General features: G+C 56.3%; 21 protein-coding genes. 11 read left to right on the forward strand and 10 right to left on the reverse strand.

Annotated elements, in window-relative coordinates; genetic code table 11:
• Positions 1-6 precede the first annotated feature (6 nt).
• Genes ACR0IY_RS01220 through ACR0IY_RS01230 form a run of 3 tightly spaced genes read right to left on the reverse strand, consistent with a single transcriptional unit; the run spans position 7 to position 2,625 of the window.
• A complete protein-coding gene (locus ACR0IY_RS01220; RefSeq protein ID WP_480669948.1) occupies positions 7-960 on the reverse strand; it encodes a tyrosine recombinase in 954 nt (317 codons plus the stop codon).
• Positions 961-962: 2 nt separating this feature from the next.
• Positions 963-2,486, reverse strand: a complete 1,524-nt coding sequence (locus ACR0IY_RS01225) for a hypothetical protein (RefSeq protein WP_480669949.1) — start codon at positions 2,484-2,486, stop codon at positions 963-965.
• Positions 2,476-2,625, reverse strand: a complete 150-nt coding sequence (locus ACR0IY_RS01230; protein WP_352991446.1) for a hypothetical protein — start codon at positions 2,623-2,625, stop codon at positions 2,476-2,478. Before ACR0IY_RS01230 ends, ACR0IY_RS01225 begins: the two co-directional genes overlap by 11 nt.
• Before the next feature lie 79 nt (positions 2,626-2,704).
• Here ACR0IY_RS01230 and ACR0IY_RS01235 point away from each other — a divergent pair, with 79 nt between their 5' ends.
• Both ACR0IY_RS01235 and aroB read left to right on the forward strand, forming a co-directional pair.
• Positions 2,705-3,292, forward strand: a complete 588-nt coding sequence (locus tag ACR0IY_RS01235; RefSeq protein ID WP_480669951.1) for a shikimate kinase — start codon at positions 2,705-2,707, stop codon at positions 3,290-3,292.
• The gene (aroB, locus tag ACR0IY_RS01240; RefSeq protein ID WP_480669953.1) at positions 3,293-4,405 is read left to right on the forward strand and encodes a 3-dehydroquinate synthase; all 1,113 of its coding nucleotides are present in this window, start codon (positions 3,293-3,295) and stop codon (positions 4,403-4,405) included. It begins immediately after the preceding gene.
• On the opposite strand, the gene ACR0IY_RS01245 is transcribed toward aroB, so the two are convergent.
• Both ACR0IY_RS01245 and ssb read right to left on the reverse strand, forming a co-directional pair.
• Positions 4,406-5,476: a site-2 protease family protein gene (locus tag ACR0IY_RS01245; protein WP_480669955.1), complete on the reverse strand. Its 1,071-nt coding sequence runs from the start codon at positions 5,474-5,476 to the stop codon at positions 4,406-4,408.
• An 18-nt stretch (positions 5,477-5,494) separates the two neighbouring features.
• Positions 5,495-5,998 (reverse strand): single-stranded DNA-binding protein, encoded by a 504-nt coding sequence (gene ssb / locus ACR0IY_RS01250; protein WP_480669957.1) that lies wholly within the window; start codon positions 5,996-5,998, stop codon positions 5,495-5,497.
• A 207-nt stretch (positions 5,999-6,205) separates the two neighbouring features.
• Here ssb and ACR0IY_RS01255 point away from each other — a divergent pair, with 207 nt between their 5' ends.
• The gene (locus ACR0IY_RS01255) at positions 6,206-6,784 is read left to right on the forward strand and encodes a lytic transglycosylase domain-containing protein (protein WP_480671097.1); all 579 of its coding nucleotides are present in this window, start codon (positions 6,206-6,208) and stop codon (positions 6,782-6,784) included.
• 119 nt (positions 6,785-6,903) lie between these two features.
• On the opposite strand, the gene ACR0IY_RS01260 is transcribed toward ACR0IY_RS01255, so the two are convergent.
• From ACR0IY_RS01260 to miaA, 5 genes are all read right to left on the reverse strand, one after another.
• Positions 6,904-8,991 carry a dipeptide ABC transporter ATP-binding protein gene (locus ACR0IY_RS01260; protein ID WP_480669959.1) on the reverse strand — a complete coding sequence of 696 codons (2,088 nt, stop codon included), beginning with the start codon at positions 8,989-8,991 and terminating at the stop codon, positions 6,904-6,906.
• Between the two features lie 90 nt (positions 8,992-9,081).
• Positions 9,082-10,545 carry an ABC transporter permease gene (locus tag ACR0IY_RS01265; RefSeq protein WP_480669961.1) on the reverse strand — a complete coding sequence of 488 codons (1,464 nt, stop codon included), beginning with the start codon at positions 10,543-10,545 and terminating at the stop codon, positions 9,082-9,084.
• Between the two features lie 13 nt (positions 10,546-10,558).
• Entirely contained in the window at positions 10,559-11,605 is a 1,047-nt protein-coding gene (locus ACR0IY_RS01270; protein WP_480669963.1) for an ABC transporter permease, read from the reverse strand.
• A 135-nt stretch (positions 11,606-11,740) separates the two neighbouring features.
• Entirely contained in the window at positions 11,741-13,411 is a 1,671-nt protein-coding gene (locus ACR0IY_RS01275; RefSeq protein ID WP_480669965.1) for an ABC transporter substrate-binding protein, read from the reverse strand.
• A gap of 315 nt (positions 13,412-13,726) precedes the next feature.
• Positions 13,727-14,620, reverse strand: coding sequence for a tRNA (adenosine(37)-N6)-dimethylallyltransferase MiaA (gene miaA, locus ACR0IY_RS01280; RefSeq protein WP_480669967.1), 894 nt, complete (start codon positions 14,618-14,620; stop codon positions 13,727-13,729).
• Between the two features lie 97 nt (positions 14,621-14,717).
• On the opposite strand from miaA, the gene pyrH reads away from it, so the two are divergent.
• The 8 genes from pyrH (at position 14,718) to ACR0IY_RS01320 (ending at position 24,839) form a co-directional block, all read left to right on the forward strand.
• Positions 14,718-15,470 carry a UMP kinase gene (gene pyrH / locus ACR0IY_RS01285; RefSeq protein ID WP_480669969.1) on the forward strand — a complete coding sequence of 251 codons (753 nt, stop codon included), beginning with the start codon at positions 14,718-14,720 and terminating at the stop codon, positions 15,468-15,470.
• 244 nt (positions 15,471-15,714) lie between these two features.
• Entirely contained in the window at positions 15,715-16,941 is a 1,227-nt protein-coding gene (locus ACR0IY_RS01290; protein ID WP_480669971.1) for an aminotransferase class V-fold PLP-dependent enzyme, read from the forward strand.
• Between the two features lie 48 nt (positions 16,942-16,989).
• On the forward strand, positions 16,990-18,414 hold the full coding sequence (locus ACR0IY_RS01295) for a cryptochrome/photolyase family protein (RefSeq protein ID WP_480669973.1): 1,425 nt from the start codon (positions 16,990-16,992) through the stop codon (positions 18,412-18,414).
• Between the two features lie 69 nt (positions 18,415-18,483).
• A complete protein-coding gene (locus ACR0IY_RS01300; RefSeq protein ID WP_480669975.1) occupies positions 18,484-19,692 on the forward strand; it encodes a class I SAM-dependent methyltransferase in 1,209 nt (402 codons plus the stop codon).
• A gap of 16 nt (positions 19,693-19,708) precedes the next feature.
• The gene (locus ACR0IY_RS01305; protein WP_480669977.1) at positions 19,709-20,149 is read left to right on the forward strand and encodes a TrgA family protein; all 441 of its coding nucleotides are present in this window, start codon (positions 19,709-19,711) and stop codon (positions 20,147-20,149) included.
• A gap of 29 nt (positions 20,150-20,178) precedes the next feature.
• Positions 20,179-21,294, forward strand: coding sequence for an NUDIX domain-containing protein (locus tag ACR0IY_RS01310; RefSeq protein WP_480669979.1), 1,116 nt, complete (start codon positions 20,179-20,181; stop codon positions 21,292-21,294).
• A gap of 69 nt (positions 21,295-21,363) precedes the next feature.
• On the forward strand, positions 21,364-22,398 hold the full coding sequence (locus tag ACR0IY_RS01315) for a cysteine synthase A (RefSeq protein WP_480669981.1): 1,035 nt from the start codon (positions 21,364-21,366) through the stop codon (positions 22,396-22,398).
• Positions 22,398-24,839, forward strand: a complete 2,442-nt coding sequence (locus tag ACR0IY_RS01320) for a DUF3772 domain-containing protein (protein ID WP_480669983.1) — start codon at positions 22,398-22,400, stop codon at positions 24,837-24,839. Before ACR0IY_RS01315 ends, ACR0IY_RS01320 begins: the two co-directional genes overlap by 1 nt.
• Positions 24,840-24,843: the final 4 nt, after the last annotated feature.

Raw genomic sequence — 24,843 nt, forward strand, 5'->3', positions numbered from 1 at the left:
AAGGGGTTAGCCCTTGTCTTCAGTGTCTTTGGCCAGCGGGTGATGTTCCAAAACCAGTTCTGCCAGACGTTCGTCCAGCACGTGGGTGTATATTTCGGTGGTCGCCACATCGGCATGGCCCAACAAGGTCTGGATTGATCTCAGGTCGGCCCCATTGGCCAAAAGATGCGTCGCAAATGCGTGGCGTAAGGTATGCGGTGTGACCTTTTCAGGTGAAACCCCACCTTGAACGGCCAGTTCTTTGACCAGCAGAAAGAACATGTGGCGTGTCAGATGGCCCGACTTGCCGCGCGACGGAAACAGGAATTTCGACCGTTGGCCGCCGTCGGCGACCACCTGATCCTCGGCATCGTCGCGCACCATAAGCCAAGCGGCCAGTGCCTCTCGGGCAGGTGGGGACAATGGGACCATCCGTTCTTTACCGCCCTTGCCCAACACTAGCAGCATCCGGGGATCGCCCCGTGCGGAGGACACCGGCAGCGATACCAACTCGGTCACGCGCATGCCGGTGGCATACAGCACCTCCATCAGACAGGTGTTGCGCACCCGATCCGATTGCGCGCGCCCGGTCAGGCGGGCAGCCTGCAGCAACCGATCCACTTCGGGAACGTCCAGAGTTTTCGGGAGGCGCTTCTGCCGGCCAGGGCCTTTGATTTGAATGGCAGGGTTGGTCTCGCGCCAGCCTTCTTCAAAGGCAAAACGGTAGATTTGTTTGATGGCAGACAGCCGCCGCGCGCGGGTCGAACGGGCCAATCCCTGCGCGTCGCAATCGATCAGGTAGGCTTCAATCTGGTCCCGTTCCGCTTTAGCAAAACCAATTTTGCGACGCTCCAGCCAAGTGGCAAAATCCTTAAGGTCGCGGCCATAGGCCAGCAAAGTGTTATTGGCGGCCCCAAGCTCGGCTGCTTGCGCCTGCAAGAAGGTGGAAATCCACAATTCCGAACTGGCGGGGGATACCATGATTACGTGTCCTGAAGGATCAGAAGGTTCAGCGCGGCACGGCGGGCTGTGTCCTCAAGACCCACCCGGCGCAGCGTGGAGATGGCGGCCGTTAGATCGACAAGGTTTCCACGCGATCCGTGGGCGAACAACTCCATCGTCTCCAAAATGGCTTCGCCCAATTGATCATTGGCCAGCATGCTTTCAATATCCGATGGGACAGGCGCGGCCCATGCAAACCCCTCGGCAACCGCATCAGCCAAAGGAGAGGGGGTGCGTGCACGCCCCGGATCGCCCTGTGCCAGCGCGGCCAGAAACTGTGTTTCCTCTGACTGGTCCGGGGGAGAAAGTGCGGTACTTTCATAAAGTTCGGACAACAGCATGATGCGCCATCGCAAGTTTTCTGCGGTTGGGTCTGGCAGACTGAACTGCGACAGGCGATCGGCGAATAACTCGGCAAAAGGAACCTCAAGCCCGACGCTGCGCATTTGCATCCAGACGGTGGGCAGGGTCTTGGCAATCGCCTCTGCGTCGCCCGACTCCAGAGCACCTTCAAATTTCTGAACCGCAGCGACACGATCCCAGACCGCGCCAGAGGCCGCCGGATCACGCTCGGTGTATAGCCCCAGCAATTGGTTTGGCGTCAGCGCGCCGATCCGTGTCAGACGCTCGGCTGCCTCAATCTGGGCTTTCCAACCCGCCACATCCCGTAAGTCTGCATTGGCAAAAGCCCGCGGCAGCGAAGTTGAGGGCAACCGTTCGCCAATCGCCTCGAACAGACGAAAACTCAGCGGGTCGGGGTTATCAGGTTGCGGTAGATAGTCGGCATCTTCAAAAAGCTCGGGGCTGAGAAAACGATCCAGCACGTCCAGATCTTCGGGCGGGAGAACTTGCAGTGCATGCGCGGCCTCAAGCGTCAGGGCCGCCGAGCCCCAATCGCCCCGACGCGCCTTACAGAAAATCTGAGCGGCATAGTCCTGTGACAGGTGCGGCTGCGCGATCAGTGCGGTACAGCTGCGGTCCTCGTCCCCGGTCAGCAGGGTCGCGTCGAACCAGCGTTGAAACCGTTCGCGTGTGTCGGTGGGGCCTGCTAACTGGACCAGTGATTGCACTGGATCAGCGGCACCCAGTTGCAACAGCCTGTCGAGACGCGCCAACAGCAGGGTTTCTTGGGCGTTCGGTCCCGCAGGTGCACGGGCCTCGGTGAGTAGAAGCGTGAACAGTAGACGCTGCATGGCAGGGTTATATTTGACGGGTACGCGAGCAATCAGCTGGGCGAGACGGTCGGGATCGCTGTTTTGCCACATGCCAACGGGCAGCCCTGTCACGGACGACGACACCAACCCCAGTGGCTGTGACAGAGCCTCAAGCGGAGTGACTTCGACAACCGGTTGATTGCCCGACTGCGACACAGGCGGTTCAAGCAGAACCGTTCCCGGCAGATTTTCCGGTGGTTTACTCAACCATTCAATGACGGAGAGAGGTTCTTGCTGCGCCTGCGCCGATCCGGCCAGAAACAGCGCGAACACTGCGGCCTTATTCGACATTCAGGATTACCGGTTCTCGTATCTCGTCCTGCGGCGCCGAGAAATCCACACCGAAAAACGGCCCTAGATAGGCGTATGCCACCAACCCGATAAAACACAGGCAAATCAGATATAACAGGAACTTGATCAGACGGCCCATTGCTCAACGCTGCCTCAATTTTCTCTTTTGTCACAGTTATAGCTGGCATTTTTCTTAAGATCACGTCATTCACGGTGAAATGAGCGAAATTAAGCATAACTCCCACAACTTGGCATCGGATACCGGCTTTGCACTGCACAAAACGGTGGTTCTTGTCGGTATGATGGGGGCAGGCAAGACCGCTGTAGGTCGTGCTTTGGCAGCGCGGCTGGGCGTTCCCTTCCTCGATAGCGATGCCGAGATCGAATCGGCGGCCAATATGACAATCCCGGAAATCTTCGAACGTGATGGCGAGCCATTTTTTCGCGCCAAGGAAACGCAGGTTATCGGGCGCTTGCTGGACGAGGAAAAAGGCATCCTGTCGACCGGGGGCGGTGCTTTTCTGGCCGAACAAAATCGCACGATGATTACTGAGCGTGGAGTGTCGGTTTGGTTGCGTGCTGATTTGGACGTGTTGTGGAACCGCGTGAAGCATAAAGACACACGCCCCTTACTGCGAACTTCCGACCCTTATGTGACCTTGCGCGGTTTGTACGAGGATCGGGTGCCGGTATATGCACAAGCGGATCTGGTCGCTCAGTCCGACGGCGAGACCTCGATAGAAAACATGGTGAACCGGGTGCTGGACGCGTTGACGACTCGCCCCGATGTTTTGGAACTAAAATAGATGCATCAGACCGTACATGTAGAGCTGGGCGAACGCTCTTATAACGTGGAAATCGGCCCGGACTTGCTGCCGCAGGCCGGACCCCGGATTGCACCATTGTTGCAACGGCCCAAGGTTGCGGTTGTGACCGATGAGAACGTTGCGGCCCTGCATCTGGACGCTTTGCGTGACGGCCTGGCGTCTTCAGGGATCGAGATGTCGTCGCTGACCTTGCCCGCAGGTGAGGCCACGAAAAGCTGGCCGCATTTCGAACGCACGGTTGAATGGCTGCTGGCGGAAAAGATTGAACGGCGGGATGTAGTTATTGCGCTTGGTGGTGGCGTCATCGGAGATTTGGTTGGTTTCGCGGCTGCGGTGCTGCGTCGGGGTGTCCGGTTTGTTCAGATTCCGACCTCGTTGCTGGCGCAGGTCGACAGTTCTGTTGGGGGTAAAACCGGGATCAATGTGCCACAAGGTAAGAACCTGATAGGGGTGTTCCATCAGCCGTCGTTGGTGTTGGCGGACACCTCAGTGCTGGGCACGATGACTCAGCGCGATTTCCTGTCTGGCTATGGTGAGGTCGTTAAATACGGCCTGCTGGGGGATGCTGCTTTCTTTGAATGGCTCGAGGCCAATGGCCCTGATGTCTCAGGCGGCGACATGGCCGCACGCGTGCGGGCGGTGACCCGCTCGGTTCAGATGAAGGCCGATATCGTTGCTCGTGATGAAACTGAGCAAGGAGATCGCGCGCTGCTGAACCTTGGGCACACCTTCTGCCATGCGCTGGAGGCTGCGACGGGCTATTCTGATCGGTTGCTGCACGGCGAGGGCGTCGCCATCGGTTGCGCGCTGGCCTTTGAGCTGTCGTCGCGCCTGGGTTTGTGCGCGCAAGAAGACCCCAGCCGCGTACGGGCGCATTTGCGTGCGATGGGCATGAAAACCGATCTGGCCGACATCCCCGGAGAGTTACCGGGTGCCGAGGCTCTGGTCGATCTGATGGCACAGGACAAGAAAGTCATCGACGGGCAATTGCGGTTCATTCTGGCGCGCGGGATCGGGCAGGCGTTTGTAACGTCGGACGTACCGCGCGATGCCGTACTGTCCGTTCTTGAGGACGCGCTGGCAACGGTGTGATTACCGCCCGCGAATAACCATCAGCTCACCGATGTTTTCGCGGGTGATGTAGCCGACCATGTGCCCGGCCTGTGTGCAGACGGCAATAGCCGGCGCGCCTTTGTACAATGAATCCAGAACCGTCTCGAGCCCACTGGTCAGTTGAACCCGCGGAATGTCCGTCTCCATGATTGTCGTCGCCGAGGCCGAGCGCGGGTTGTCTCTGGCGAGTGCTGTAAACAAGCGGTTGCGGGTGACGAAGCCCAGCAGGGCGCCTTCGGCGTCCAAAACGGGGAATTCGTGTTGCGTGGTGTGGATGACAGCCTGTGCGGCTGTCGCCAGCGTATCGGCCGGGGAAAGCGCGTGGAATTCGGTGATCATGGCGTCACGCGCCTGAACCCGCCTTACGACCGAGCGCATGGCGACATCCTGACTTTCCGAATTGGCGGCGACAAAAACAAATACCGCGATCAGGACCAGTATCGCGTTTCCGGTGCTCAGCCCCCAGAACCCAAAGGCCACAGCGACGCCCTGACCGCTCATGGCGGCGACTTTGGTGGCCTTGACCCGATCCATTCTCAGGCACAGCAGGGCACGGAAAACCCGCCCGCCATCCATCGGAAAGGCCGGGATCATATTGAAGGCCGCCAGCAGCAGATTCACATAGGCCAGACGGTTTAGCAGCCCCGGTCCGGTGGTATCGATTTGCGCCATCGTTTCATACGGCATCCCGGCCCCAAAGGCGACCAGCACGACCCAGATGACGATGTTCACGGCAGGTCCGGCAAGGGCGACCAAGACCTCTTGCATCGGCTTTTCAGGCATCCGTTCCAACCGGGCCAGACCACCTATGGGCAACAACGTAATGTCGGGGGTTTTGATGCCGTAACGGCGCGCCATCAGAGCATGACCAAATTCATGCGCCACGACGCAGGCGAATAAGGCCAGCACGAAGATCAGGTTTTCGATGGCCGCGGATAGCCCACCGCTGGAATAGGCAGCAAACCCTACCCAAGCCAGCAGCAGGAAAAAGGTGACATGGACCCTCAGTTCCGACCCAAGTAACCGGCCGAGTGAGAAGGACCATGACATGATAGGTCTCCGTTTTGCTTAGAACGGAATCTCGTCGTCGTCGATTCCGCCGGATGCAGGGGCAGGGGCGCTGGACTGTCCGCCGTACGGGTCGCCATAGCCGCCACCAGCCTGACCACCACCGTAACCGCTTGACTGGCCGCCGCCAAATCCACCGCCGCCGCCTTCACCGCGGGCATCCAACATTACGAGGGTCGAGCCGAAGCCCTGCAATACCACCTCGGTCGAGTACCGATCCTGCCCGGACTGGTCCTGCCATTTGCGGGTTTGCAGTTGCCCTTCGACATAGATCTTCGAACCTTTGCGCAGATATTGTTCCGCTACGCGGACCAGCCCCTCGTTAAATATCGCGACCGAGTGCCACTCGGTCCGCTCACGGCGTTCGCCGGTGTTGCGGTCTTTCCAGGTTTCGGACGTTGCGATGCGCAGATTGCAGACTTTGCCACCGTTCTGGAAAGTCCTTACCTCGGGATCGCGGCCAAGATTTCCGACCAGAATGACCTTGTTGACTGAACCCGCCATGTATTTCCCCGTTCTGAATTGACTTGTGTGCGCCCGAATCTGGCGCGTGGTTTCCTTGCGACCCTATACGGCCTGCGCCGTGGTTGGAACACAGATGATGGCTGCAACACTGAGCAAGAATTTGTTCAGGTTTGGTTTACCAAGCTTTTAATATTTTCAGGGATATCTATACTCTACAGGGTTTTTGAACGAGCGGGACAGGCATTAATGCGTTTTCTGGTTGGTTGTTTTACGATTGCTTGCTTGACGCTGGTTTCTGCTCCTGTGTCCGCGCAAACGGTGTCATCGAAGAGCCGTAAGGACATTTTCCTCAAACAATCCAAGGTTTTGGACTCGCGAGCGGCGACACAGTACCGGGATTCAGAACGGCTAAAGCCCAAAACGGCGCAACCTAGTTTCAACAAGCGCTACACTGGTAAGTACCGGGGTGAGTATATGACGCTTGCCCGTCAAGCGGCGCGCAAGCACAACGTTCCAGAAGACCTTTTTCTGCGTCTCGTTCAGCAAGAAAGCGGCTGGAACCCGCATGCGAAATCCCACAAGGGTGCATTAGGGCTGGCTCAACTGATGCCAGGCACGGCGCAGCTGCTGGGAGTGAACCCGCATGATCCACAGCAAAACCTGGAAGGTGGCGCGCGGTATCTGTCGTGGCAGTACCGCAAGTTCAAATCATGGCGCCTGGCTTTGGCAGCCTATAACGCAGGGCCTGAGGCCGTTGAAAGACATGGCGGTGTTCCACCCTACAAAGAAACCCAGAATTACGTGAAGGTGATCTGGGGCGGTTAGGTCCATGACAAGCAGATTTGCGCGTTTGCTATAGCCTGACCACAGGTGTTTCCGAGCTGCACAAACATGAAAAAGGGCGCCGATCTTGAGACCGACGCCTATTATAATTGGTTCGTTGCTTATTCCGCTGCGATTTTGATGACCGGTTCCATGCGAGCAAGAATGTCCTCAGCCAAATGGCATTTGATCTGATGACCATCGCTAAGTGTTTTCACAGGTGGCACATCGCTTTCACATCGTCCATCTGGTACCTCAGATTTCCAACGGCACCGGGTCTGGAACGGACAGCCCGGAGGTGGGTTCATTGCTGACGGAATATCTCCTTCAAGCACGATATGCTGCTTTTCGACCGATGTATCCGCGATGGGCACGGCACTCAGCAAAGCTTCAGTATAGGGGTGATAGGGGGGCGCGAACACCTGATCCGTCGATCCCAGTTCCACCACGTGGCCCAGATACATAACCATCACACGGTCGCTGAGATAGCGCACGATAGACAGGTCATGGCTAATAAACAGAAGCGTGGTTTTGTGTTCACGCTGAATCTCCATCAACAGATCGGTCACGGCCGCCTGAACCGACACATCCAGGGCCGAGACCGGCTCGTCCGCAACCACGATCCTCGCGTCTCCGGCAAAGGCGCGGGCAATCCCGACACGCTGTTTCTGGCCACCCGAAAGCTGGCGCGGCATCCGGTCAGCAAATGCACGGGGCAATTTTACCAAGTCTAGCAGTTCCAACATCCGTTGCTTACGTTCGGCCTCTGAGTTGCCGACGCCGAAAATTTCCAACGCGCGGATGATCTGTCGACCAACGGTCATAGACGGGTTCAGCGTGTCAAACGGGTTCTGGAACACCATTTGAACTTCACCTACTGTCTTTGAATCACGTTCTTCGATCGGGACATCCTCGATATTGCGGTTGTCCAACAGAATTTGTCCGTCTGTGGCGGTCTCTAGCCCCATCAGAACCTTGGCGAAGGTGGATTTCCCGCAGCCGGACTCTCCGACGATGGCCAACGTCTCGGACTCATGCGCCTCAAAGCTGAGCGTTTCATTGGCCTTTACGACCTTAGTCTCACCGCCTCCAAACAGAGCGTTCGCGGCCACCTCATAGTATTTCTTGAGGTTGTCCATTTTCAGGACAGTGCGTCCGATCGGGGCCTTCTCTTTCTGCTCGCCAACTGTGATCGGCGCGTTCCAGTCGATTTCCTGGAATTTAAGGCACCGCGTATGGTGGCGGTCATTCCCTGGTACGGCCTCCATCAGAATGTTCTGCGCGTCGCAGCGGCCCTCCTCGAAATAATCGCAACGCGGCCCGAAATTGCATCCCGGGGGGCGCTCGTGGGGCAGTGGAAAGTTTCCGGGGATGGCGACCAGTGGCCGGGCATTCTTATCCGCACCCGGCAGAGGGATCGACCGGAACAACGCCTGTGTATAGGGATGCTGCATCTCATCGAAGACATCGTGGATCGAGCCACGTTCAACGGCCTCGCCGGAATACATGACGCAAAGCCGGTCACAGGTCTCCAGAACCAGACCCAGATTGTGCGAGATAAACAGCATTGACGTGCCGTACTTTTTACCCAGGTCCTTGACCAGTTCGACCACGGCGGCCTCGACCGTAACGTCAAGTGCGGTGGTTGGCTCGTCCAAGATCAACAGCGCCGGTTTCGACATCAGCGCCATGGCGATTACGATCCGTTGTTGTTGACCACCTGACAACTGGTGCGGGAAGGAATTCAGCATTCGCTCCGGGTCGGGCAGACGCACGTCCGTGACGACCTCCAGCGCGCGGGCATAAGCCTCCTCTTTACCGACCCCTTCGTGGATCATCGGCACTTCCATCAGTTGTTTGCCGATTTTCATCGCCGGATTTAGCGAGGCCATCGGCTCCTGGTAGATCATCGCGATTTCGTTGCCACGTATGTCGCGCAACTCTTCAGTGCTCATCTCGGAAAGATCGCGGCCCTTGAACTTGATTGTACCGCCGACGATCCGACCGTTCTTGCCCAAGTCCTGCATCACCCCCAGCGCAACTGTGGATTTCCCGCAGCCGGACTCTCCGACCAACCCCACCGCCTCGCCGGGCTGCACGCTGACTGAAAAATCCATTACTGCAGGGATTTCACGTAGACGGGTAAAGAATGAAATCGAAAGCTTGTCGATCTCAAGGATAGGCCCGTCATAGTCCGCCAGTTTGTTCATTTTGCTACTCCTCGCGAGAGTCCGGGGAATCCCCTTCATCTGGCTAAAATATCTCGGGGGCCGGGGGGCTGGCCCCCGGCCTTGATCACATCAGTCCTTCAGACTTTCCTCACGCAGACCATCAGCCAGCAGGTTCAACCCAAGAACCAGCGACAAAAGGGCAAACGCAGGCGGCAGGGCAGGGTGCAGATAGATCGACAGCAGCTTGCGCCCCTCATTGATCGTTGACCCCCAGTCCGGGCTCTCAGGTGGAAGGCCCAGCCCGAAGAAACCCAATGTCCCCAAAAGGATAGTGGTGTAACCGATACGCAGACAGAAATCGACGATCAGCGGCCCGCGCGCATTGGGCAATATCTCCCAAAGCATGATGTACCACGGACCCTCGCCACGGGTTTGGGCCGCCGCCACGTAGTCGCGGGTTTTAATGTCCAGCGCCAATCCGCGCACGATACGAAACACCGTGGGCGAGTTGACGAACACGACTGAAACGAACACTACCAGAATACCACCTGGAATATCGAACAGGTCCAGATAGGTCGGTAGACCCCAGATACGATAGCTATCGGTGTTGATGACGTACCCCCCGGTCGATATCAGCGAGAGATAAAACCAGATTGCTACCCCCAGAACACCAATCAGCAGCGGCGTCCGGAAGTTGGGGCGCGTATAGAAGCGCGAGTTCAACAAAACGCCGATGAAGATGATCGGGAAGATGAACAACGCAGCCGCCATATAATTCGGAACGCCTGTCGCCACGATTTCAGGCGTTACCAACAGGTAGAACAGCAGGATCACAGGGAAGGCTAGGATCAGGTTCGCGAGGAACGACAAAAGTGTATCAAGCCGCCCTCCATAATACCCCGCAGGCAGTCCCAGAGTGATACCGACCATAAAGGCGAACAACGTGGCAAGCGGGGCAATCTGCACCACAATCCAAGCACCCTTGACCATGCGGCTAAAGACATCGCGCGCAAGGTTGTCCCCCCCCAGCAGATACCAGGCATATTGTCCTTCTTCGAGGCTAGGCAAGGGTGTTCCTGGTACCTTGTTCTTCATGCCCGAGACCTGCGCGAGCGGATCTTGCGTCACGATCAGATCGAGGGCCCCAAATATACCGGTGAAGACCCAGAACATCACAAGGCCAAAACCGATCATCCCAATCGGGCTGTCGAACAGTTTGCCATAGAGGCCAAGCTTGCGTTTGAACGCGATCGACATCGCATAAAGGATGATCAGTGATAGCCAGACCGGCAGGAACTGCTGGGAAATCGCGCCGACGATGCCGGCGCTGGTGCCCAACACAATGCCAAGCACGATATAGGCGACAGTTATCGCCACGCTGGCCAGAAAGCTCAGGCGCAGCGCTGATTGTATGAATTTCCGCAAGCCCGAGCTTGAAGTCAGTGTGCCGTCCGGGTTCACCGTCATTTGGTCTTCGGAGAGCACAATGCTTGCTATCATCCAGACAACGATGGACAGGGTCAGCAACCCAAGCGCAAGCATCAATAGTGGGTTCAGAAAGGCAATAGAGCCGGTCCAGGTAAGTGGTTCCATGATCTATCCCTCCTTACGAAATGCGGATGCGCGGGTTGAGGTAGACATAGCCGATATCCGAGATCAGCTGCGTCACCAGCACCACAAAGACCGACACGACCGAAATCGCCAGCAACAGCTGAATGTCGTTGTTACCCGCTGCTTGGACGAGCGCCCAGCCAAAGCCCTTGTAGTTGAAAAGCGTTTCAACAATCACAACGCCATTCAGCAGCCAGGGGAACTGCAGCATGATGACGGTGAAGGGGGCGATCAGTGCATTGCGCAGTGCGTGTTTCATCACGACGTTCGGGAAAGATACCCCTTTGAGCCGCGCAGTTCGGATATATTGAGCCGTCATCACCTCGGTCATCGAGGCACGGGTCATTCGGGCGATATAGCCCATTCCATAGAGTGAAATGGTCAACACCGGCAGGAAAAAATTCTCGAATGTCGGGTTGTCCATTGCCTGCGTCGCAGTGCCCTTGAACCATTTCAAGCCAACGGTGGACGAGGTGAAAATAGCGATAAAAATCACACCCGACACATATTCCGGTGTCGCGGTCGTGATGATCGAGAATGTCGACAGGGATCGGTCAAGCGGAGACCCCTCGCGCATTCCGGCCAGCACTCCGATGATCAGAGCGGATGGGACCATCAAGATCAGAACCCACAGCATCAGGTAGCCGGTGTTACCCAGGCGTTTTCCGACGATAGTGCCTACATCTTCCTTGAAGACGGTAGAATGCCCCCAGTCGCCCTGAAGGATACCACAATACCTTGGCGTGTCTTCTTGCGTTGAACCGGGCCGCGCGCATGTTCCCAGAAAGGTGCCGTCTTCAAGCGTTTTCGTAAATCCGGGTGCAACTCCCAGCCACTGGCCGTATTTAATCACTGTGGGTTGCAGATAGCCCCGATTTGACAGCCATGCCTCGACCTGTTCGTCAGACATTCGCTGGTTGCCTTGCGTTTTGGCAAGCTTTTCGAGGTTAGGATAAAGATTGGTCAAAAAGAAGACCACATAAGTAAGGCATAACGCAGTCAGTAGCATCACGCCAAACCGTCGGAGGATGAAGAGTCCCATAATGGCCCCTATTGGTTGGGTGTTCCGCAGATCAGTGGACCATTTACTGGCCTCGGATAACTGACCCCGTGTCGGTTCGTCTGCGGCTGGAAAAGGGCGCCTAAACAGGCGCCCCTTGTCTTGAGCAGGCGGGTATTACGCGGCCCAGCCCCACTTGTAGTGGTGGTGTTCAAAGGTGACGTGCATGTCCGTGCCCACCAACCCGTCTTTCATATGGCGGTAGAGCGAGCGCCAGTAAGGTTGGATTGTAACGCCTTCCTCCTGTATCAATGCTTCGCCTTTGCCAACCACTTCGCGACGTTTATCCGCGTCGGCGATGGCCAGAGCCTCGGTCAACAAGGCATCAAATTCAGGGTTCGCCCACCCGAATTCATTCCATGCCTCACCAGAACGATAAGCAAGAGCCCAAATTTGTACGCCCAACGGACGCGGGTTCCAACTTGTTGAGCTGTAGGGATATTTAGCCCAGTCATTCCAGAATGTGTTGCCGGGCAAAACAGTCCGTTTGACCTTGATGCCAGCATCCCGCAATTGTGCGGCAACCGCGTCTGTGGTGTTCCGACGCCAGTCGTCATCGATAGAGATCAGCTCGTGCTCGTAATCAGCCATTCCTGCCTCTTCCATCAGCTTGCGAGCGCCCTCAGGATCCACTTTCTGAGGCGGTAGTTCGAAGTAATCCGGATGGATCGGACCAACATGATGGTTTTCGGCGGCTACACCCCGGTTGCCGTAGCCAAGCTCGAGAAGAACACTATTGTCGACGGCCATCTGAAGGGCTTGACGCACGCGTTTGTCTGCGTAGATCTTTTTGCCATCAACTTCCGTCAGCTGGTTCGGACGGATTACGATCGTTGCCGTGGTTACCACCTCGGATTTCACATATCCGAGACTGTCCATGACGTCGATGAACTCGCCCACGGATTCATAGAGCATATCGACTTCGTCGGATTCCAGCGCTGCAAGCCAAGCCGAAGGATCGGTGCCGTAGTCAATGTACTCAACACGATCCAGAGCCGGGCGGCCGAATACTTCTTCACCCCACCAGGTGTGGCCTTCGTTGCGAACGATGGCGGATTTAACCCCGACCTCAAGCTCTTCCATCAAGTACGGCCCTGTACCCACGTTGTTAAGCAGATCGGTCTCGCTGAAGGAACTGTGAACAATCGCTGCAGGATAGTCCGCCATGCCCGGGATCAACGTAATGTCTGGATTCGGAAGGTTCAGTTTGACGGTTTGCGGATCAACGACTTCGATGGCACCGTCGATGGCCTGGCCCGTGTCTGCATTGACGAGCGTTGCGAAACGGCCTGCCATTGAGTTTGTTTCCGAGCTCTTGTCACACCAACGCGCGATGTTGCGAGCCACGTCATCAGCCGTGAAGTCGTCGCCATTGTTCCATTTTACGCCAGGACGGACTTTTAGGGTATAGACAGTCGCATCCTCGTTGATTTCCCAACCCTCCAGCAACATGCCGCGGAATGTGCCGTCTGAATTATATTCGACCAGATATTCCAGCGTGCCGCGTGAAAGGTTCGCCATTTCTGGCCAATCGTACGTCCGCGGGTCTTTCAGAGCGCGCACATTCGTCTGAACGCGGATCGTACCACCTTCTTTTTTGGCATCCTCACCTTCGGCATGTGCAGGGGCGGCCAGACCAATCATGCCATAAGCCGCAGCCGCCGTCACACCAAGCCCAGTTGCGCGGGTCAGGAATTCACGCCGACTCAGCTTGCCGTCCCGATACTCTTGAGCGTGCATTTCCGCCGCCCAGTGCATCGGTGTGCCTGTCATCGTTTGATTTTCCATTAAAGTGTCTCCCTGTTTCTTTCTATTTTTTGCTGAAGTGTTGAACCGCTCAGACCCGGCAAGGCCGGGGCGCAGGTTCGTGGGTTTTCGTTTTTTGAATTTTGAACATCCCCATGACCCCATTCCGCACCAGATTCCGGAGCACGTCAATGATTGAAATCGTCATTAATGGACCAAAAACGACATCTTTGGGGGGCGTCGCATCGGGCGAAACAGCCCGGCGAATGTGAATTCGGCTTTGCATACTTTGGTAAACTGTAGGGTTGCCGAAAAAGTTCTAAAAACGTTAGAGGAAAAGCTCGACTATGCGACGTATCAATTTGATAAATCCAAATGTTCCCAACTCTTCATCCGGGCACGAAACCAGGTGCGCTGGCGCTTGGCGAACTGGCGGGTGGAAATCGTCGCGCGTTCTCTGGCGGCCTCAAGCGACAACTGACCGTCAAGATAGGCCATCAGTTCGGGTACGCCGATCGCCTTGAAGGCGGGAAGCGATGGATCGTAGAGGCCGCGCATTGCTTTGACCTCCTGCAACGCGCCGGTGTCCAGCATCTGATCGAACCGGCGGGTGATGCGGTCCTGAAGCCATTGCTTGTCCACGTCAAAAACAATCGGCACAGCATCTTTTAGGTGCAGAACCGGAGGAGGTGTCTCGGCCTGCCAGTCAGCCAGGCTGCGTCCAGTGGCCCGCTGCACCTCCCATGCGCGCTGAACACGGGCGCGGTTCTGGGTGTCTATCCGTTCCAGGGTCTGGGCGTCGACCCCGTTGATCAGCGTGGGCAGGTCAAGCTGGTCAGCCGCCGCCCGGATTTCTGGCGGAGTGGCTGGAATATCGGCCATCCCTTCGGTCAGGGCAGAAAAATATAAGCCGGTGCCTCCGACGATGATCGGACGTTGTTTGCCTGATAACAGGGGTTTGACGTCGCGCAGCCAGTGGCCCGTGGAATATTCCTGATCATAGGCGACATGCCCATACAGCAGATGTGGTGCGAGGGCCTCTTCTTCGACCGAAGGCCGGGCTGAGATCACACGCCAGCAGTCGTAGACTTGGCTGGCATCCGCGTTTATGATCACGCCGCCAAAGGTCACGGCGATCTGCAATGCCAGCGCTGATTTGCCCGACGCTGTTGGTCCTGCGATGAGGACCGGTTTATCATCGGGGATGGGCGGCAGACGGTCCAAGAATTGCGATGTTTTAACATTGGCCATCCGGGCGCGCCTCATTCCTCACCATCCGCATTGAACCTGCGGAGTTTTTGCTTCATTTTGCGCCGGAAAATAAACCCGTGCCAGCCCGGAGCGCAATATGAGCCTTTCTGCCGCAACCGACACCGTCGATTCCCCAAAAACAAAATACAACCGCGTGATGCTGAAGATCTCTGGCGAGGCATTGATGGGGGATCAGGGGTTCGGCCTGCATCCACCCACCGTTCAGCGCATCGCACAAGAGGTCAAGTCGGTGCACGATCTTGGGGTTGAAATCTGCATGGTAATCGGTGGCGGCAACATCTTCCGCGGCCTCAGTGGATCGGCGCAGGGGATGGAGCGTACCACGGCTGACTACATGGGCATGTTGGCGACCGTCATGAATGCGCTGGGGATGCAATCTGCACTGGAAGAGATCGGGGTGTTCACCCGTGTCATCTCGGCCATTCGGATGGATGAAGTGTGCGAGCCTTACATTCGCCGTCGTGCAGTACGCCACCTGGAAAAGAAACGGGTCTGCATCTTTGCCGCCGGAACCGGCAACCCGTATTTCACGACGGACACCGCCGCGACCTTGCGGGCCAATGAAATGGCATGTGAGGCCATTTTCATGGGTAAGAACGGTGTCGATGGTGTGTATGACAAAGACCCCGCAACCAATGCGGATGCGGTGCGGTACGATACGGTCAGCTACGATGACGTTCTGGCTAAGCGCCTTCGGGTCATGGATGCCTCGGCTATTGCTTTGGCGCGTGACAACAACCTGCCCTTGATCGTTTTTGGGCTGGACGAGCCCGGAGGCTTCCGTGGAATTCTTGCGGGCGAGGGAACCTACACCAAGGTTCAGGGGTAAGCGATCCCCACGTTTTTTAAAGCCGGGCCCCATCGCCCGGCTTTTTCATTTCAACGTGTTTGTTGGCTTGACGATCACCAAGGCTCTGGGCAATTTGTCGGCGTTCTCGTGCTGTCTCAGCATGAGGGCTGCGGATGCCGTTCGGTGTCGGCTGGGCTGGAAGACCTGCCATGGTTTCTGAGGGTTCCGAAATCATGCTCGGGCACCTCTTGAACAAATGAGCATGATCAAGGAGGCACGTGCCATGAGCACTCTGGATATCAATTTTGTTCGGTCGCAATTCCCGGCCTTTTCCGAACCCAGCCTGCAGGGCCAAGCTTTTTTTGAAAATGCCGGTGGTTCATATACTTGCAAGCCGGTCATCGACCGCTTTACGCGCTTCAACACTCAGCGCAAAGTGCAGCCCTATAGCCCGTTTGAGGCCAGCCGGTTGGCGGGTGAAGAGATGGACGAAGCCCGCGCACGCATGGCAGCGATATTAGGGGTGGATGCGGATGAGCTGAGTTTTGGGCCTTCGACCACGCAGAACACCTATGTGTTGGCGCAAGCGTTTCGGCAGTGGATGCAGCCGGGGGATGCAATTGTCGTCACCAATCAGGATCACGAGGCCAACTCTGGCCCGTGGCGTCGCCTGGCAGACGAGGGCATAGAAGTTCGTGAATGGCAAATCGATCCCGAAACAGGCTCGCTTAACCCGCAGGATCTGGAAAACATATTGGACGAAAAAGTGCGTCTGGTTTGCTTTCCTCACTGCTCTAACGTCGTTGGTGAGATTAATCCGGTTACTGAAATCACAGCGATTGCGCACGCGGCGGGGGCGTTTGTCTGCGTGGATGGCGTATCTTATGCGCCGCACGGATTCCCGAATGTTGGCCACATGGGGCCGGATATTTATCTGTTTTCGGCTTACAAAACCTATGGGCCCCATCAGGGATGTATGGTGATCCGGCGTTCTTTGGGTGAACTGCTGCCGAACCAGGCACATTTTTTCAACGGAGACGTTTTGTACAAGCGGTTCACCCCCGCTGGTCCTGATCACGCGCAAGTAGCCGCCAGTGCAGGCATGGCTGACTATGTTGACCTGCTGTGCTCTCACCACAACGGTCCCGACGGTGACGCGACGCAGCGCGGTGCTTTCGTTCACGATATGATGCGCGAGCAAGAGGTCGCGTTGCTGCAACCGGTGCTAGATGCGGTCAAAGATAGAAACGCCGTTCGTCTGATCGGTACGTCTGACGCGTCGAAGCGGGCGCCAACTGTGGCCATGTGTTTAAGACGGAACGCTGCAGATGTGGCGGCAGAACTAGCGGGCCATGGTGTGATGGCGGGTGGCAGCGATTTCTACGCCGTACGGCCGTTGCAGGCGATGGGAGTGGATCTGGAGCAGGGGGTTCTGCGGGTCAGCTTTACGCATTACACCACGCAACAGGAAATAGATCAGCTTTTGAATGCACTTGACGCTGTTTTGTGATCCGGTTTCCGTCCGTCTTCGTATCACGAAGAAAACAACCGGGCGGTCATGGAAAACGAAAACTCACCGATCATCATGTGGTTCCGACGAGATTTACGCCTGTCGGACCATCCAGCTCTGTGCGCGGCAGCCCAAACGGGCAGGCCGATCATTCCGGTGTTCATTCTGGACGACCTCGTCGATGCGCTGGGAGCGGCGCCCAAGTGGCGACTGGAGCAAGGGCTCAGGGTCTTTGCAAAATCGCTGGAGCGGGCAGGCAATCGGCTAATCCTGCGGCGTGGCAATGCGCTTGCCGTGTTGAAGGACCTGATCGCACAAAGCGGCGCAACCGCCGTTTACTGGTCGCGCAGCTACGATCCTGACGCAATTGCACGAGACACTCGTATCAAGTCTGATCTGGCCGAGTGCGGCGTTCAAGCCAAATCATTCGCAGGTCATTTGCTGTTCGAGCCTTGGACGGTGGCGACAAAAACTGGTCAGCCTTTCCGCGTTTTCACCCCGATGTGGCGCTCTGTGCAGGGGCGAGACGTGCCGCCTGCCGCGTCAGCGCCGTCAGATTTGACCGCACCCGCGCGATGGCCAGTTACCGAGGATCTGGACACCTGGAAACTGGGGGCGGCAATGAACAGAGGGGCCGCAGTTGTCGCCCCCTTCGTGCGACCGGGGGAAAGCGCGGCATTTGACGCCTTGCACGGGTTTCTGGATCGGCTCTCTGGCTATTCAGGTGATCGGGATCGTCTGGATCTGGACGGCACATCGAGCCTGTCCGAATATCTCTCGCTCGGCGAAATCGGACCCCGCAGTGTCTGGCACGCTGTTCAACTGGCCGCTATGAACGGTGCGCAGGGTACCGATGCCTTCTTGCGCCAACTGGTTTGGCGTGAGTTTGCCTATCACCTCATGTATCACACGCCACGGCTGTTGAACGAAAACTGGAAACCTGAGTGGGACACGTTTCCCTGGAACACGGACACAACCCGCCCCGAGGTTATAGCATGGCACCGCGCGTGTACCGGAGTACCCGTGGTCGATGCCGGACTACGTCAAATGTACGTGACAGGCCGGATGCACAACCGTGCCAGAATGATTGTCGCCAGTTACCTGACCAAGCATCTGATGACTCACTGGAAAATTGGAATGGATTGGTTTGCTGAGTGCCTGATCGACTGGGACCCGGCTGCCAATGCGATGGGCTGGCAATGGGGCGCGGGTTCGGGGCCGGATGCTTCTCCGTTCTTCCGCATCTTCAACCCACTGACACAGCGCGAGAAATTCGACCCCGATGCAAAATTTGTCAAGCGGTGGATCGCAGAAGGGCAAACGGAGCCGTCGGTATCAGCTAAGGCTTACTTTGCAGCTGTACCCCGATCATGGGGGTTGGACCCCGGCGCAGAATATCCCCGGCCAGTGGTCGATCTGGCAGTGGGAAGGGCGCGGGCTCTGGCGGCTTATGAAAGCCGAAAAACCGGGTAAGGAACTGAAAACTTGCCAGAAACACAAACTCGGCCTAGCTTTGAGCTGCGGCCGCACAGGGGAGAGCGGATGATCCTTACAACAACTGAAGGGCAAAAAGACCTGCCCAGATACTTTGCCCAAGTCTTCAAGATGTTGAACCGGATGGAGTCCGGGCGGATGGACATCGCTTTGCCGGACGGTCGTGTGTTCCGGTCTGAAGGGGTCAAACCGGGTCCTGTAGCGCGGGTCGACATCCATGACCCGGACGTATTTGCACGCCTGATACGTGAGGGTGAGTTGGGCTTTTCCGATGCGTACCTGGAAGGGGACTGGAGCACCCCCGATCTGCGTTCCTTCATGGATCTGGTGCATCTGGGGACCGAGACTGTCTACGATGATTTTACCGGCAAGCTTCTGGTGCAGGCTTATGAACGCCTGCGCTTTTGGCTGCACCGAAATAATCGCCGACAGGCCAAAAAGAACATCTCGTACCACTACGATTTAGGCAATGATTTCTATAGCCTGTGGCTGGATGATACGATGACCTATTCCAGCGCGCTGTTTGAAACAGGCCAGGAAAGTCTGGAAAAAGCACAAACAGCGAAATACGCCAGCCTTGTGGATGAGATGGGCGCAAAGCCCGGTGATCATATCCTTGAGATCGGTTGCGGCTGGGGTGGGTTCGCGGAATATGCCGCAAAAGAGCGTGGCCTACGGGTCACAGGTCTAACCATTAGTCAAGAACAGTTGAAGTTCGCTGAGCAGCGTATTGAAAAAGCAGGGCTTTCTGATCTTGTTGAGTTCAAGCTACAGGATTATCGGGATGAGCGGGGCCAGTATGACGGTATAGCCTCGATCGAGATGTTTGAGGCAGTAGGACAGAAATACTGGCCGGTGTATTTCGAAACCGTCCGCGATCGCCTGAAGCCCGGCGCGCAGGCTACCTTGCAAATCATTACCGTGGCAGATCATCGCTGGGACATTTACAAGAATGGTGTTGATTTTATTCAGAAATATATCTTTCCCGGAGGAATGCTTCCTGCACCGTCGGTTTTGAAACAGCAGGTTGCAGAGGCCGGTTTGAACGTGGTGAAATCACGCGAGTTCGGTAAAAGTTACGATCTGACCCTGCGTCGGTGGTACGACACGTTCAACGATAAATGGGACGAAATTGCCGAAATGGGCTTTGACGAGCGTTTCCGCCGCATGTGGAATTATTATTTAACCGCTTGCGGCGCAGCCTTTGACACTGGCAACTGCGATGTGACACAGATCACTATAGCAAAACCCAGTTAACAAACGGAAATTCCGAATGCCCAGTGCTCCGCGTCTCGTTGCTGCTCTTTGTTTGATGGTGGTGGCGTTTTTGGTGTCGACTATGATCATCAACAACGGGGAAGAGGGTAAGGACTATGGCTGGTTTACTTATGTCAACATGTTGATCGGCATTATTTGCGGCTGGAAGATCATGGGAAAAAGGGCCGGAAGGGGTTGGACCGCGGCGGTTAACAATGGTTTGACAGGCATCGCTTCGTTGGTGTTTTGGGGGCTGTTCGTTCAAGGCTGTTACGAGATGTTCCGCCAGGCCATGCGTCATCGGTATGATGGCCCGTTCGAAGCGCTCATCGCGATTTTCAAGATTGGCGTGGAATATGGTCAACTACTGATAACTCCTGAAATTCTGTGGACTCTGGCAATTGGTGCTCTTGTCGCTGGGCTTGCCACTGAAGAAGCCAGCCGCCGCTGGCGCTAACCTTCTAATTTAGCCGCGAGTGTTCAACTTTGTCTGACCTGTTTTTCTATGGAACATTGCGCCATGTTCCCCTGCTTGAACGTGTTTTGGGGCGTGGTGCTGACACCCTCAGGATGTCCAATGCTATGCTGGCTGACCATTCGGTTCGCGCAGTGCAGGACGAAATATTCCCGATGATCCTGCCCGAGGCCGGCAGTACGGCTGAGGGTATTCTTGTGCAGGGCCTTTCAGAGGAGGATCTGGATCGGCTGAATTACTATGAAGGCGGGTTCGACTACGGGTTGGAATACCAGATGGTTAGGCTGGCGGACGACTCAGAGGTGCAAGCGCGAGTGTTTTTTCCTGACGCTGGGAAGTGGCATCCCACCACCCTGTGGTCTCTAAACGATTGGGTTCAGAAATGGTCAGAGATCGTTGTTTTGGCTGCAGAAGAAGAGATGGCATATTACGGGCGTGTCGATCCTCGGGTCGTGATGCGCAGTAAGCGTGCTATCCAGATTCGAGCCTGGTCAAAACTGATGGCGCGTCAGCGTCTTACCGAAAACTCCCGGGATATCAGCAAGGACGTGATCGTACATCAGCACACGCGCGCTTATGTTGATTATTTTGGGATGGAGGAAATCGATCTTCAGCACCGGCAGCATGACGGAACCATGGGTCCGGTCCTGCATCGAGGCAGCTTGCTACAGGGAAGTGCGGTTGCCGTGCTGCCGTACGACCCTGTTCGGGACACCGTCCTGCTTGTTGAGCAATTTCGGCCTCCGGTCTTTCTGATTGATGACCCCGAGCCTTGGTTGTGGGAAGCTATCGCCGGGATGATCGACCCCGGAGAAGACCCAGAAAACACAGCGCGTCGCGAGGTTATGGAAGAATCTGGCGTCAGCCTGAGTACGCTTGAATATGTTGGTGGTGCCTACAATTCCAGTGGGTCGTCGACCGGATATCTCTACCTTTACGTCGGGCTGGGTGATCTGACCGTAACCACAATCAACGGTGGGTTAGCTTCCGAGGGCGAGGATATTCGGTCGCAGATTTTCCCTTTTGAGACCTTCATAGAGAGGGTAGATAATAACGAATTCAAGGATTTGCCTCTATTGATGTTGGCCAACTGGCTGGCCCGCCATCGCGACCGATTGCGCAGTTAAGGATCGCCGCTTGTGGTTGTCGTACGGCATCTGTAAATCTTCGGTGATACGTAATGAAATGAGGGTGCCATGCGCATTGCACGAGACCTAGCCGACGCAGTCGGAAAAACACCGCTGATCCGGTTGAAGCGCATTAGTGAAGAGACTGGGTGCGAAATTCTCGGCAAGGCCGAATTTATGAACCCGGGCCAATCGGTCAAAGATCGCGCGGCACTGTACATTATTCGCGACGCGATTGCGCGCGGCGACCTTAAGCCGGGTGGCACCATTGTCGAAGGCACGGCGGGCAACACCGGTATCGGTCTGGCGCTGGTTGGCGCGTCAATGGGGTTTGAAACAGTGATCGTGATCCCGGAAACCCAGTCTGAAGAAAAGAAAGACATGCTGCGACTGGCGGGTGCACAACTGGTTCAGGTTCCGGCGGCTCCGTACCGCAACCCGAACAACTTTGTGCATTATTCGCGTCGTTTGGCCGAGGAGCTGGCGCAAACCGAGCCCAATGGGGCCATCTGGGCCAACCAGTTCGACAATGTCGCTAACCGTCAGGCGCACGTGGAAACCACGGGCCCGGAAATCTGGGAACAGACAGGCGGCAAGGTTGATGGCTTTGTCAGCGCGGTCGGCTCGGGCGGTACGCTTGCGGGTGTGGCTGACGCTCTTCAGCCCAAAGGGGTAAAGATTGCTCTGGTCGATCCGATGGGGGCGGGGCTGTATTCCTACTACACCACCGGCGAAATCGCGATGGAGGGCAGCTCGATCGCCGAAGGGATCGGTCAGGTGCGCATAACCAAGAACCTTGAAGGGTTCACGCCGGACTTCTCTTACCAGATGACCGATAACGAGGCGCTTCCGTATATCTTTGACCTTCTGCGCGAAGAAGGTTTGGTCATGGGCGGGTCGACCGCGATCAACATGGCCGGCGCAGTACGTCTGGCCAAGGATCTGGGGCCGGGCCACACAATAGTGACGATCCTGTGTGACTATGGCACGCGCTATCAGTCCAAACTGTTCAACCCCGAGTTCCTGCGCGAAAAGGAACTGCCAGTACCCGACTGGATGACTGAGGCCCCACGCAGCATCCCCGGCGTTTTCGAGGACGTATGATGCTTCGGCAGGTTCGCCTGTTTCTAGTACTTCTTCTGGTCTGTTTCACCATGCTGGGCGGCGCAGCCGTTGCCCAGCTGACGGATCAGCAAAACGAATACTATCAGAAATGGATCGCAACGGCGGACCGTGCCGAGAAAGAGATCGAAGCCGATCGAACGTCTAATGCAGCGCTTGAAAACCTTCGGTCTGAAATTCACAACTACCGTGAGGATTTCAACAGGGCGCGAACGGCCAACACTGACCGCATTCAGACCCTGGACGCCCAAATCAAAGCATTGGGTCCTGCACCTGAAGGGGACGCGAAAGAACCTGAAGAAATCGCAAACCTTCGGACGCATCTGGAAGACCAGCTCAACAGTCTGCAGGTGCCCCAGATCATCTCGGAAGAAGCATTCAGTCGTGCAAATGGGTTGATCAGCGAGATTGACCGGCTACTGCGTGATCGCCAGACAAAAGAGTTGCTTGAACGCGGACCTTCCCCCTTGAACCCGGTCTATTGGGGGCCAGCCTGGGTTGATCTGGTTGAAGCCGTGAAGGGCCTGTACAACGAAGTCGCGCAGAATTTAAAGGCCAACATTGTTCAGGACCGCCTGCGTGATCGTAGCTTGGCAATACTGTTCCTGACCGCCGTGGCTGGTGTTATGCTGATTTACGGGCGCTACTGGTCCGAAGCTGCGGGTGAATACATGAGGCAGCTTGGCGGCCGAGGCAGTGGTGTCTGGACCTTCCTTGTTTCGCTTCTGCGTATCCTGCTGCCTTGGCTTGGTGTTTGGGCATTGGTTCAGGCGATAGTCCAAACCGGTCTGTTGGGGCTGCGTGGAACCCTGTTAATTCAGAACGTGCCGTTTTGGGCCGCTATGGTCTTTTACTACGACTGGATCGGGCGACAAATTCATGTGGCCCAGGCAGCGCAGGGTTATAACCGTATCTCGCGCAAGAACATCACCAGACTGCGGGTTTACCTGGATATTCTGGCGGTGTTTCTGATTGTTTATGAGTTTGGGCTCGTCTTCGATCAGATCGAAAACATCTCGGACGCCACTCGCGCTGTTATCAGCTTTCCGGTGGTGGTCGGGACTGCGATTATCTTGCTCCGCATCCGCAGGATACGCGCAAGTGACCCGGCTTCGGAAAACCCAGAATCGAATGGAACGACCCGCGTTTCGGGATTGGCGCAGATCATAGAATTCCTGCGCAAAGCATTGTTCCTGCTGGGGATGATCAGCCCTGTTTTGGCTGCAGTAGGATACACCAACGCCGCTGAGGCGATTGTTTTCCCCGCCGTGAAAACTCTGGTTCTGTTTGCCGCGTTGGCGATTTTCCATCGTTTCATTACCTCGGTTTACGGATGGATCACCAAGCAAGGCGAAGCCGCAAGAGACTCGCTGTTTTCTGTACTGGCCGGGTTCGTCATCGCCATTCTGACCCTTCCAGTTCTGGCGTTGTATTGGGGAGCGCGTGAAACCGACCTGCTAGAGGCTTGGTCTCGGTTGTTGCTGGGCTTCGATATTGGCGGGGTCACGATCTCGCCCAGCAACTTTTTCACTTTCCTGATCGTGTTCGTGATTGGCTATGGTCTGACACGATTGCTGCAAAGCGGGCTGCGGAATTCGCTGTTGCCCAAGACAAGTATTGATCCGGGCGGGCAGAATGCGATTGCTGCTGGCACGGGTTACGTCGGCATATTCCTGGCGGCTTTGGTGGCCATCATGGTGGCAGGGTTCGACTTGTCCTCGCTGGCGATTGTGGCCGGAGCACTGTCGGTGGGCATTGGCTTTGGCCTGCAGACCATCGTGTCGAATTTCGTCTCGGGGATTATTCTTCTGGTTGAACGTCCAATCTCAAAAGGCGATTGGATCGACGTGAACGGGATGATGGGGTATGTCCGCGACATATCCGTCCGTTCCACAAGGATTGAGACCTTTGACCGGACCGACGTGATCGTCCCGAACTCGGACCTGATCAGCGGGGTGGTCACAAACTATACCCGTGGCAATACGATAGGGCGCGTTATTGTGCCGGTCGGTGTGGCCTATGGAACAGATACCCGCGTGGTCGAGAAAATTCTGGGCGAGATTGCCAACGCGCACCCGATGGTTCTGGCCAATCCTGCGCCCAGCGTGGTGTTTCAAGGGTTCGGTGCGGATTCACTGGATTTCGAAATCCGGGCCATTTTGCGCGACGTGAACTGGGTATTGTCCGTGAAATCGGACATGAACCACGAGATCAACCGCCGCTTTGTCGAAGAGGGAATCGAAATTCCGTTCGCGCAAAGGGATGTTTGGTTGCGTAATCCTGAGACACTGCAAGGACAGCCGACAGCACCCCCGAAAAAGCCGGGCGCGGAGGAAGGGAAAGAGCAGTCGAAACAGCCTTCTCCTAAACCGATTGAGATGACGGAGGGTGATCTGGGGGACGGTGACGGTGATGAGATTTGACCAT

The sequence above is a fragment of the Ruegeria sp. BC1 genome (assembly GCF_056539305.1).